Here is an 11895-nt window from a genome sequence, read left to right as displayed (position 1 = left end):
TGGGGAGTGTTTTTTTTACGCAAATATACAATCAATTCGTAAAAAGAAAAATTGTTGATTAGCAAAACCGTAACAACTTCGTTTTAAGAGTTTGATCTTTCGATTGATACCCTCCAAAGGACCATTGGAATATTTTGAAGTTACGCTATTTATTAGATAGCTGCGATTTTTACGGAAAGTACGAATAGTCGTATCCATCTCTGTATTGGTGCGCTCATAACTATCGAGAACCTCATTCAAAGTAGTAATGTCTTTATTCTTCAAAGCTAAGGTAATATCTTGGTAAGTCTGATAAACTATTTTGAATTCAGAAAATTTATTGATGATCAAGTCGATCGCATTCTGTTGAGTCATATATTCATTGATTCCCCTAAGATAGACAACATTTTTAGGGTCGATCTCATCAGATTTCTTATGGAATAAACGCCACTGTGATTTGAGAATCTTGTATTCTCGACTATGCTTATTGAGTGATCTAGTGAGAGCGATTCGACAACTGTCTAAAGCACGTCCGGCTAGCTGAACTATATGAAACCGATCAATAATAATCTTGGCATTCGGGAAAAGTCGGCGAATGAAGCGCTGGTATTGAGCGTTTAAATCAATGACGACTGATTCCACTTGATCACGTTCAAACTTTGAGTAACGATTTTCAAAATAATTGATAATGGTAGAAGATAGTCTATCTGGGAGTTTAACAACTAACTTATGAGTTTGTGCATCACAACAGATAAAAGAAGTTGTATTTTTAATCGAACGAAATTCATCAAAACAAAGATTCTTGGGCAAAACAGGTACTCGATATTGAGGTTTGATCCGTTCGACAATAGTTCTTCGAACACTACTAGCAGAGCAATGACAGATGCGAGCGATAAGTTCACCGTTCAAACCTTCCCTAGCTAATAACATGATCTGATTTTTTAGTTTACGAGAAAGAGTTTGATTAGGCTTAGTCAATTCAGAGGTCGCACCGAAAGTTGTGCGACAATTTTTACATTGATAGCGTTGTTTACGAAGGATCATTTCATAACGTATACCGTTTAAACTTGGCAAACGTACGTGAGCTTTAGCAAAACCATTTTTATTAACAGTGGCAAAGCCACAATTTCGACAACGGTTGATAGGATAAGATAGTACAGCTTTGATCAAAACTAATTTCTCTGTGCCATTATATAAATTATCGATAACATCAATAACTTTGAGATTAGGGTCTTTAATATTTAGAAGTTTTAGTATACAATCGTTATGGGACATTTAAATTCTCTCCTTTACGTGGTTTGTGGTGAATTCATTGTATAACGAGAGGGCATTAAATGTCCTTTTTTTTGCGCAAAAAAACTGGTATGGAATTTTTCATCCATACCAGAAAGTGTATACCCAAATAAAAAGCCATTCGTGATAGACTTTTGAGTAACGACAAACAAAAGTAAAGGAAAATCACAAATGACCTATAATCATCTTACCATAAGCGAACTGTCCTTCATACAAAATTTTTGGAATCAAGGTGTTAAAGCCTATATTGTAGCTAAAACCTTAAAACGTAGTGCTGAAACTATTTATCGAGTATATCGTTTTTTAGATGCTGGGAATTCGATCTCTGAATACTATGAAAACTATCGGGCTAATAAATCTAGATCCGGCCGTAAACCCATCGTATTACCTAATGATGAGCTTGAGTACATCAAGAAAAAAGTTAGTCTAGGTTGGACCCCTGATACGATTATCGGACGTAATGAAAAACATATCAGTTGCTCAATGCGTACGCTTTATCGCATCTTCAAGCGCTCTAACGTTCTAGATGTAGCCTCGCTCCCAATGAAAGGAAAAAGGCATCCAAATGGTTACGTTGAACGCCGTGGAAAAGCTGGACGACTAGGTCGGTCCCTTTCAGAGCGGCATCAGGACTATCCCAACTACCATAATGAATTTGGACATCTTGAAGCTGATACGATCCAAGGTAAAAAACATCGTGGTGCAGTAATGACATTAGTTGAACGAAAGTCTAAGGCTGTCATCATTTTGAATACACGCTATAAGACGGATAAAGCTATTTTAGAGAAACTTGATGCTTTACTTTCTGTTACTCCTAAAGGACTCTTTAAATCGATCACTTTTGATAATGGTAAGGAATTTTCTAAGTGGAAAGATATTTCTAATAAGCATGATATCAGTACCTACTTTGCCGATGTAGGTGCACCTAACCAACGAGCGCTAAATGAACAGACAAATGGATTACTTAGAAAAGACGGACTAGGAAAAGATATGGATCTTAGTGACCTCTCCACTGACTATGTCCAACAGGTAGCTAGTTATAGAAACAATATTCCACGTAAAAGTTTAAACTATAGAACCCCACTAGAAGTATTCATGAAGTACATTACAAATGAGCATGTAGTTTTTTCTAACTTGATTTGACAATTCAGGAGTTTTATACAAGAACTTATGGAATAAATAATTTGTTAAAATTGTTTAATTCAGTAAATTTAACCGCTTACTACATAATGAGGTACAAAATACAGCAATATAGAAATCTCAGTTTAATTATTGAATATACTGAGCATAGCAACACTATAGATGTTGGATTTTATATTTGGAGGTGTTTACAATGATTAAATTTTTTACTAAGAAGAAAGTGAAAAAAACTGGATGTATCTCTGTTGGTTATATCGTTTGTGGATCCGTTGGCCATTATATCAAAGAAGTTAAGAGTGATGTATAAGAGATTGTAATTAACACCAAGTAAAATTGTTTGCTTGGTGTTAATTAGTAGGAGCTGAGAAGTGATAAGAAGACACAGTGATAAACTTTTCTATCCTGTTATGCTATCAGTCTTATCGGGAAGTATATTAGTGCTCATCATGTTAGTCGTAAGTATATTTCCCTTTGAAAATATACTAGTGAGATTAACTCTCCCTGTGTTGTTAGCATTAACAGTATTTCCATATTTAATTGAACAATATCGAAAAAGTAAATTTGTATACGAAACTCCAAATAAAGTTGATTTAATTATAGTAGCTTCCTTTATAGCTATTATGTATTTTACTATGAAAACTCAAACGTTATTTTTTATGTCAATTCATTTTTTAGTAGCAGCATTTTCAGAAGAATATTTGTACAGAAAAATAATATTTGATGATATAAGGGAAAATTATAGTATTATTGTTGCTCTGATAATTAGTAGCTTTTTATTTGCCATTATTGGTCATATGGGGGAGGAAATAATAAATAACTTATTGTATAGATTTCCATTAGGAGTAGTGTTTTGTTGTATAAAGATAAAATTTAAAAAATTAATATATCCAACAATAATTCATGCTATGTATAATATCTGTATTTCAATTATGTAAAGTATATGGGGGATGAGGATGGTAAAGAAAATATCAAGCGCATTATTTATGTTGAATATGATTATAGTCTTTTTACTGGTAGATAAACTGAATTTATTGACTTTCTTTCTGTTTGTTGTTATTTTTCCTGCAATTTTATTCGCAGTTTTTTCTGTATGCATAATTAGGCCTATTGGAGAAAGTATGTCTGCGTTTATAGCTGCAGTTACTTTTGTAATTATTATTTTACTGTTTAGCTATTTTAGAGTTGATAATAGCACATTAGCCTCTATAGAAAAAAATACAGCAATGTTGACTCAAAATATTGATGGACTTGTGGTAACAAATATTAGTTTAGATTTTGGTATATCTTCGTTTATTATGTTGTTTTTACTAGAATTTGTGTTGATAAAATTATTTAGTAAGGTGGGCGGAAATAGTGTTTATAAATGATAATATTGCAGTCTTACATTCAAAAAATACAGAATTATTATTTAATTTCGATAATGGAGTGGTAGCTGGTGTCACTAGAGAAGCTGTAGAATTATTAGATAATTTAAAGAAAGGGAATATCTCTAAAGATGAGTTAAATGGTGAAGAAAAAGAGTTTTTTGAGTTTTTAAAAGATAACGAGTTTATTTCTGAAAAGCAGTTTGTGGTTAGGAATACTCCAATATCAGCTTATATTCATTTAACTAACAAATGTAATTTACATTGTGTTGGATGTTACTCGTTAGACGAAAAAAGAAATAAGTATAAAGATATGACCACAGAAGAAATAAAACAGGCAATCTTTCAACTTAGGGATGTAGGAGTAGAGAATTTGGTGTTCTCGGGCGGTGAACCATTACTTACTAGGAATATCATTGAGATAGTAAGGTATGCAAAAATAGATTGTAAATTCCCTAATCTTATCCTTATTACAAATGGAACAATATTTAACAAGAAGATTTTATCTGAGTTGTCAAAGTATATAGATACTGTTTCAGTTTCTTTGGATACTTATTGTTCAGATGGAAAACCTTTTTTAAGAGATTCCAATATTTTTGATAAGATAATGAGATCTATTGGATGGCTAAAAGAAACTGGAAACAATGTGAATATTTTACCAACCATACATCATTTAAACTCAAAATATTTAGAAGAATATGTCAAGTTAGCTGATAAGTTAGGTGTAACAATTAGCTTTAGTATATTATCAGCATGTTTTGAAGGTGAATTGCTTAATTATTTGCCAAATAATAAAGATTTGCGAACAATTAGTCAATTTATGAAAAATACTGATATGGCTATTGAAGATAGCAATATTTTTGAAAAATTTCATGCAGAGAATTATTGTGGGGCAGGTAAAACAATGATTTCAGTAGGGACCGATGGCAATGTTTATCCATGTCATATGCTGATGTATGAAGAGTTTTGTTTAGGAAATGTTAAAAAGAATTCCTTAAAGTATATTCTAGAACATTCGCATAAATTAAAAACATTTAGAAACTTAAGTGTTGATAAATTAAGTGGAAATTGTACAGAATGTCAATTTAGATATTTTTGCGGTGGAGGATGTAGAGCAAGATCATACATGAAGTATGGTAACGTTATTGCTCAGGATCCGTATTGTGAATTATTTAGGGATTATTATAGTGATACAACTAAGGAAATCTTTGAGCAGTAGGTAACGTATATGAGAAAAATACTTCTAAAACAAAAATATAAAATCATTTTGTTTGTACTGCTCTCTTTAATTGTAGGGGTAATAGATATTTCTTTCGCGTTGATCATCCAATTGTTTATTAGCTCTATAGAAAATAATGATTTTTTTATTTTTCAGTTGTCAGTAGTATTATTTGTATTTTTTATACTGTCTAACTATTTTATGACTTACTGGTTGATTAAGATACAATCGATAATTCAAAAGAAAATCCATATAGAGATGAAAAGACGGTTGATGGATTTTTGTTTATATACTGATTTTGAGAATATTCAAAAAGTATCTATAGGTGAAAAGATAAATTATTTTGAATATTATATGGATGTCTATGAACAATATTATTTAAACAATGTATGGGAATTTATTGCTAATATATTTATTTTGATAATTGGAATGGGTTATTTATTGAGTGTTAGTACACTCATAACAATTCTGGTCCTTGGATTAGGAATGCTTTCTCTAATATTACCGATAATTTTAGGAAAAATCGTCAATGATATGGTTGATAAAAATTCTAAACTAAATTCTGAATTTTTATCAAAAATAAAAGAGATATTGACGGGTATGGAGGTAATTAGAGGATATAGGCTAGAAAAGAAATTTTCTGATGAATTTACCCAAAAACTAGTAACTTTAGAAGAGCATACACAGGCATTAGGTATAACAAATGGAAAACTAAATCAGCTTAGTGCACTATTTCAATATACAATCATAATTTTATGCTTAATTATAGCCGGGGCTGGAGTTATAGTTGGTAAAGTAAATTTGGGACAGTTAGTTGCTGTAACACAGGTTTCAAATATGTTGATCATACCCATGCAACAGATTGGAATAGCAGTTTTAGAGATTAAAGGAAGTAAAAGTATAAGAGAAAAATTGGATAATTTGTTGGAATATGGAAGGAAGTTTAAGCATTTAGAAAATTATAATAAAAAAATAGAAACTTTAGAGTTAAAGAACGTATCTTTAAATGGTGATGATGGGCGCAAGATATTGGATAATGTTACTCTGGAATTCAATGATAGAAAAAAATACGCAATCATAGGTGAGAATGGTAGTGGAAAGAGTACTTTATTTCAAGTTATTTTAGGAATAAGGAAAAATTATTCAGGAAATATATTTGTGAATGGGGAATGTCTAAAGGAGAGGATAATAACTGATATATCTTTTTTACCACAAGAGTCAGTAATTTTTGGAAAAAATTTATCAGAAAATATTCTTTTAGGTAGGGAAAATTTACGTGAAAAACTGGATGAGATATTGAGAAGAGTTAATATATCTGAATATTTTTTTAACAATAAAGGGATGTCTGAGATAGCATGTGGGAGTATGTCAGGTGGTGAGAAGAGGAAAATAAATATAGCTAGGACACTTATTAGTAATAGTTCACTTGTATTGATGGATGAGTTTGAAAATACTCTTGATAACGAAACAAAAATAATGATTCAAGATTATATATTAGAGCAAGGTAAATTAATTATTTGTATAACACATAATTCAGATGAAGAATTTTTAAATAAAATGGATGAAATAATTTACTTAAAAGATGGGAAAGTTGTAAGCAAGAATGAATATGAAACTAGAATGTCTGTGGGGGTGAAAAATAATGACTCTTCTAAAAGTGGAGAAGCTCTTTAAGCAGTATGGATCTCAGGTTGTTATAGAGGATGTAAATTTTGAAATTAGAAGTGGGGAGATTGTTGGGCTAGTAGGACGAAATGGTTGTGGGAAAACTACCTTAATGAAATTGATTTTAGGCTTAGCATCGCCAACACGTGGCAACATCGAGAAGAAAGAAGGAGTGAAGTTTGGATTTTTACTGGATTGTAAAGTGTTTGAATTTTTATCAGGTGCAGAGAATTTAAAATTGATAGGCAGTTATGGTTCTAACAGGCCTTCGGTAACACGTGTTGAGAAATTACTAGAATTTGTCGGCTTACCTAATGATAAAAGGAAGGTAAAAGATTATTCTTTTGGGATGAAACAGAGATTAAGTTTAGCCTTGGCAATGCTTGAGGAGCCTGATTTTTTAATTTTAGATGAACCATTTGTTGGACTAGATCCAGTGGGTGTTCAATCGTTTATTGAATATATTCAGAAGATCCGAAGTCAGTTAGGGGTAACCGTTTTGATATCATCGCACCAACTTAGTGAAATAGAAGGGATCTGTGATTATTTTCTTGTTATCAAAGATAGGAAGTTACGGCGTTACTTAGAGATAAGTCAGAGCAAACTGTGTATTTGGCTATCATATATCCCGGATAAAGTAAGAACGGTTTTATCAAATTTTGCAATAGTAGAAAAAAATGTAGTTTTGATTGCTAATGATGATAGGATGTTATCTGAATTATTTAGAATAATTTCCAAAGCAAGATTAACAATTTTGAAAGTTACTGTTGAAAAAAATTTAGAGAATGTTTTTGTGAGGTGAGGAAGTTGCTAAAAGAAATTATAAAAGTTGAATTTTATAAGTTTTACAAGAAAAAATATTTAGTTTCTTTACTATGCTTAAATCTTTTACCTTTGTTATATGGGATGGGAGCATATTTTAAATGGAAAATAGTTTTAATAGGAGCTAAGCTAGATCTGATAACATTTGCCACAAGTATGTGGAGCTTTACTGTTATGTTAACAATACCATTGATTCTATTATTATTTATAGCTGCTACAACTTTAGGAGGCGAAATAAATGAAGGGCAAATGTTGTTAGAAGTAACAAGAATAAAGCATAAGAAGACCTTAATAGTAGGGAAAGCTTTAGCAATTTTGCTTATGTGTATGCTATTCTATATAACCAATATTATTTGTTCAATTTGTACGTATATAGTTTTTCTTTCTAGAACAAATAAAGGCTACAGCTCTATTTTTGTAACCCACAATTATAATTTAGAATCAATTTTGGTATCAATTGCAAGCTTATTATTTATATTTTTTTTGCTAATGACAACGTTTTATCTTTCAATTAATTCAGGTGTAATTGTCGCAACTCTTTCAGGAATGGGAGTCTATTTATTGTGTATGCTATTGGCATATATCCCTGGTGTAAGTGAGTTTATTCCAGGATATTTTACAGTTGTAGCTAATTATAAATTTACATCATCAAGAGTGATCTTTCAGTATGTTGAATTGGGTCTTTTGTGCAGTGGCCTTATATTTTTAACAGTTAAGCAATTTGAGAAAAAGGAATACTAGAGTGTGAAATGTTATAATTAAATTAAGATTAGAGGTGATTCAATGTATAAAATAGCTATTTGTGATGATAATGTTGAGCAAACGGGGATTACAGAAAAAATAATCTTAGACTTTTTTGCGACTATAGATAGAAAGATAGAGATAGATGTTTTTTTTAAACCAGAAACATTGTTAAATGTTATGAGTGAACCAAAAAATAATTATCAACTCATTTTTTTGGATATAGAAATGCAAGGGATAAATGGGATCGAAGTAGCAAAAAGATTACGAGCGTTGGAGAAAGAATTTTTGCTCGTTTTTATAACTGGATATGATAATTATATGTTGGAAAGCTTTGAGGTTTTACCGTTTAGATATGTGCTAAAACCGATCGACAGTGAGAAAATGGAGCCAATTTTACAACAACTTGTATTTGAATTGGATCACCATAATCAATACCTTTTTTATAAAATTGGTAAGCGACATTATCAGTTGAGAATTAGAGATATTGTTGTGATTTCATCAGAATTAGGGCGAAAAGTAAAAATTGGATCAGTGGATGAGTCTGAAATTGAATTTTATTTCAAGTTAAAAGAACTACTGAAAATTTTACCAAGCAGTTATTTTTTTCAAGTCAATCGTGGTGTGATAATCAATCTGAATTATATAACAGGGATAATTGGTGATCAAATAACATTAATAAATGAGAAGGTCGTGTATATTAGCCGCCGAAATAGACAAGATTTTAAGAAAGCGTATACCAAATTTATTGAAAGGTGTACCGGGATATGAGTAATAGCATTAATATGGTTTTGTCGACAGTAGTGATCATTATTCAAGCACTTACGGTTTATATTTATTTAGGTTACTTCTTTAAATTCAAAATAACAAGTGTAAAACTAGGCAGTATATTGTTTGGAGCAATACTTATAAGTAAAGTTTCGTTGAATATAGGAACAAAAATATATGGTGGCAGAGGGATCGCGTTTACAATATTATTTTTAATAATGTGGTGGTGCCTACGAGGATCAGTCTATAAAAAAATATTTCACTATAGTTTTTTAAGTTCATTCCTATTGATCCAAGAAAATATTGGGCAGGCACTTTACATGGTAGTAAGTGGAAATGCTAGTTTGTTTTTCTTGGGAATGTATGCAATTATTCTTATTTTTTTTATTATGCTGATTCAATGCCTGAGAAATTTTAAATTTGAAAATAAAGTAGATGTTTCGATCAAGGAATATTTGCTTTTAATGCAAGCACCAATATTGTCGTCAATTTTTTTAGTGTTGAATTTGATCCATAACAGTGGAATATTGCTAGTTATTTGTTTATTGTTGTTGTGGTTCAATGTTTCTATTTTATATCTATACAACTATTTAACAGCCAAAAATTATCAAGTACAAATGTTGCAACTTGAAAAGTTGCAGTTAGAGTTTTTTAGAGATTTTTTGCAACAAGAAGAAGAGATCAGAACGTTGAGACATGATTTGAAAAATATTTTAGCAAGTATTGCATATTATGCAGAACGAAAAGATCATAGAAAAATTCAAGAGTTGGTAGCTGATATTTCTAAAAGTACTGTACTCAAGAATAAACATACAGGAATTTTAGCTTTAGATGCAATTATAAGTCAGAAGATAAAAGTAATGACATTAAAAAATATAGATTATAAATTAAAGTTGCAAGTTCCCAGGGATTTGGATCTTAGCAAACAGGAGATAGATATCTGCGCAATTTTAGGAAATATATTGGATAACGCAATTGAGGCCACACCAAGTGAGAAGTCTATAAAAATTATGTTGGCATTTAAGGAAGGTAAACTTATATTTAAAGTGAAAAATCCTTACTCGGGAATACGCCAGCAAAATCATAATAAACTTAGGGTTGGATCATCTAAAAGATATGGGCGCCAAGGAATTGGGCTGAGGAGTATCAAAAGAAGAGTTGCTAAATATAACGGGTATTATGATTTTAAAGCCGTAAATGGAGAATTTACAGCCTTTGTGGTACTACCAGTTTTAAATAAGCGTAAACAGGAAATGTGTGCTGAAGGATGAGGTAAAGTGGTGTCAGAAAAATTTATTGCGTCAAGTTTGATCTATTTTCGTGACTTTATTTGTATGCTAAGATTGGTGATCGGCTTATTACTCAAATGCGTAAAACAGAGTATTCGTTGACTGAATTGGGGAATAGTATAGTTTCGATCGTAGTAGCATTATGCGATTGGGGCGAACAGTATTTGGATAACTTAAAAACTTATCAACTTCACTGCGCTCAGTATAAAAAACGTTGATCTTTGTTGCTTGGTTGCGATAACCTAGTGCGATCCCCATTATGAGTTGTTTATCATCTGGGATCTGCATGATATTTTTAACGACACTTGGATACTTGACGCTCTTCCACGCTGGTATTGAATCGATTTTTCGAGCAGCAGCTCCCAGCATTAAGGTTTGTCCAAAAGCTCCTAAGTCATAGATCGACCACGCTGAGAGAATTCAAGGTGTAGGTGCATCTTTGAATTCCATAGTTAGTTACCATTATTTCTTATTTTTAGTAAGCACCATCTATATTAACTTACTTAGAGTGAGTATTAAAGAGTAAATATTGATTTATTTATATAATTTACGACTTAGTTCCACCCTCATTGTCGGCTTCACCACTGGCCCAGACTTTAGTTGCATAGATCGAGTTGAAGAGTAGAGCTGCTTGCAAGGCAACTTGGGAGAGGTAAGCCCCTAAAGAACCGATGTCAGTAGCCCCAGTTATGACTTGAAGGCTTAGGATCGACCAGTAGAGGATATTGGCAATGTTGACCACGATCCAAAGTGACCAGTTTTCTTGGTATTTCAAGATGTAGAGCAGTTGCGCAATGAAACTGACGACAAAATTGATCGAATCAAAATACGGCAGTTGTCCGTGTAGTAAAGCTAAGATCCACCAGCCGATGAGCCAAGCGACAAAGGCACTAACAAAGAGTTTTTTGCGATTGGCAGAAGAAAAGCGATGTGTTGCTTGGTCGTGGCCCCACATGAACCAGCCGATGGGTTGCGAGATGACATAGAAGATATCCATCGCAAATGAACCATAGGCGTGGCTGATCCAAGCGATGTAAGTCATGGCTAGACATTGGATCGTTCCAAAGATAAAGGCGATCTTGCGCCCTTTCATCCCGTAAACAAGGGATAATGTGCCCGTGACACCTGAGATCATACCGATCAAGCTATCGGGAACGACCAAAAAGACAGCCAGTTGGATCAAGATCAAAATGCTGACATAGATAACTTCAAATTTCTTCCAATTGGTAAATAATTGCTTATAAAGCCAAGTATTTGTCATGTTATCCACCTTCCTTTCATCTTTTATGATAGTCTGTTTTATTTACTAAAGCACGTTCCTTGCACAGATAAATGTTAAGAAAAATAAGATTTTCCTTTTACATTTAACAAACTAGTATTATAATAGTAATTGTTTTCGGGATGTAGCTCAGTTTGGTAGAGCACCACGTTCGGGACGTGGGGGTCACAGGTTCAAATCCTGCCATCCCGATCAATTACTAGTTAGAGTCGTACCTATGCAGGACGGCTCTTTTTGTTTAAGGGGGAGTTATTATGAACTAGCTGATCTTTTTTATTATATAAAAAAAATTTGATGTAAATGTAGTAAATAATTATAGTGAGTCGATGTATAATA

Annotated in this window: 12 protein-coding genes, 1 tRNA gene and 1 pseudogene; 11 read left to right on the top strand and 3 right to left on the bottom strand. The window is 32.2% G+C overall.

What is annotated here, in order from left to right; genetic code table 11:
- Positions 1–15: 15 nt before the first annotated feature.
- Positions 16–1254, bottom strand: a complete 1239-nt coding sequence (locus QFX10_RS01845) for an ISL3 family transposase (protein ID WP_280606550.1) — start codon at positions 1252–1254, stop codon at positions 16–18.
- 189 nt (positions 1255–1443) lie between these two features.
- On the opposite strand from QFX10_RS01845, the gene QFX10_RS01840 reads away from it, so the two are divergent.
- From QFX10_RS01840 to QFX10_RS10945, 10 genes are all read left to right on the top strand, one after another.
- A complete protein-coding gene (locus tag QFX10_RS01840; RefSeq protein WP_280606549.1) occupies positions 1444–2415 on the top strand; it encodes an IS30 family transposase in 972 nt (323 codons plus the stop codon).
- Positions 2416–2780: 365 nt separating this feature from the next.
- Complete coding sequence (locus QFX10_RS01835) at positions 2781–3347, top strand: CPBP family intramembrane glutamic endopeptidase (RefSeq protein WP_280606548.1); 567 nt, start codon at positions 2781–2783, stop codon at positions 3345–3347.
- Positions 3348–3365: 18 nt separating this feature from the next.
- Positions 3366–3779 carry a hypothetical protein gene (locus QFX10_RS01830; RefSeq protein ID WP_280606547.1) on the top strand — a complete coding sequence of 138 codons (414 nt, stop codon included), beginning with the start codon at positions 3366–3368 and terminating at the stop codon, positions 3777–3779.
- The gene (locus tag QFX10_RS01825; RefSeq protein WP_280606546.1) at positions 3766–4995 is read left to right on the top strand and encodes a radical SAM/SPASM domain-containing protein; all 1230 of its coding nucleotides are present in this window, start codon (positions 3766–3768) and stop codon (positions 4993–4995) included. The genes QFX10_RS01830 and QFX10_RS01825 overlap by 14 nt, the downstream gene beginning before the upstream one ends.
- A gap of 9 nt (positions 4996–5004) precedes the next feature.
- Entirely contained in the window at positions 5005–6669 is a 1665-nt protein-coding gene (locus QFX10_RS01820) for an ATP-binding cassette domain-containing protein (RefSeq protein ID WP_280606545.1), read from the top strand.
- Complete coding sequence (locus tag QFX10_RS01815) at positions 6638–7462, top strand: ABC transporter ATP-binding protein (protein WP_280606544.1); 825 nt, start codon at positions 6638–6640, stop codon at positions 7460–7462. The genes QFX10_RS01820 and QFX10_RS01815 overlap by 32 nt, the downstream gene beginning before the upstream one ends.
- A gap of 5 nt (positions 7463–7467) precedes the next feature.
- Positions 7468–8223, top strand: coding sequence for a hypothetical protein (locus tag QFX10_RS01810; RefSeq protein ID WP_280606543.1), 756 nt, complete (start codon positions 7468–7470; stop codon positions 8221–8223).
- Between the two features lie 42 nt (positions 8224–8265).
- Positions 8266–8994, top strand: a complete 729-nt coding sequence (locus QFX10_RS01805; RefSeq protein WP_280606542.1) for a LytR/AlgR family response regulator transcription factor — start codon at positions 8266–8268, stop codon at positions 8992–8994.
- Positions 8991–10262, top strand: a complete 1272-nt coding sequence (locus QFX10_RS01800) for a sensor histidine kinase (protein WP_280606541.1) — start codon at positions 8991–8993, stop codon at positions 10260–10262. Before QFX10_RS01805 ends, QFX10_RS01800 begins: the two co-directional genes overlap by 4 nt.
- 95 nt (positions 10263–10357) lie before the next feature.
- Positions 10358–10498 carry a winged helix-turn-helix transcriptional regulator gene (locus tag QFX10_RS10945; protein WP_367617607.1) on the top strand — a complete coding sequence of 47 codons (141 nt, stop codon included), beginning with the start codon at positions 10358–10360 and terminating at the stop codon, positions 10496–10498.
- A 31-nt stretch (positions 10499–10529) separates the two neighbouring features.
- On the opposite strand, the pseudogene QFX10_RS10940 reads toward QFX10_RS10945, so the two are convergent.
- Together QFX10_RS10940 and pnuC are read right to left on the bottom strand one after the other, a co-directional pair.
- Positions 10530–10682: pseudogene (locus QFX10_RS10940) on the bottom strand (nitroreductase); the annotation flags it as partial.
- Between the two features lie 145 nt (positions 10683–10827).
- Positions 10828–11541, bottom strand: coding sequence for a nicotinamide riboside transporter PnuC (gene pnuC / locus QFX10_RS01790; RefSeq protein ID WP_280606540.1), 714 nt, complete (start codon positions 11539–11541; stop codon positions 10828–10830).
- 136 nt (positions 11542–11677) lie between these two features.
- Here pnuC and QFX10_RS01785 point away from each other — a divergent pair.
- Positions 11678–11751, top strand: a tRNA-Pro gene (locus tag QFX10_RS01785).
- Positions 11752–11895: the final 144 nt, after the last annotated feature.

The sequence above is a fragment of the Ligilactobacillus faecis genome, from assembly GCF_029889745.1.
Classification (GTDB): Bacteria; Bacillota; Bacilli; order Lactobacillales; family Lactobacillaceae; genus Ligilactobacillus; species Ligilactobacillus faecis.
The sequence above is the reverse complement of the archived record's forward strand: the minus strand, read 5'-3'. Positions and strand labels throughout refer to the sequence as shown.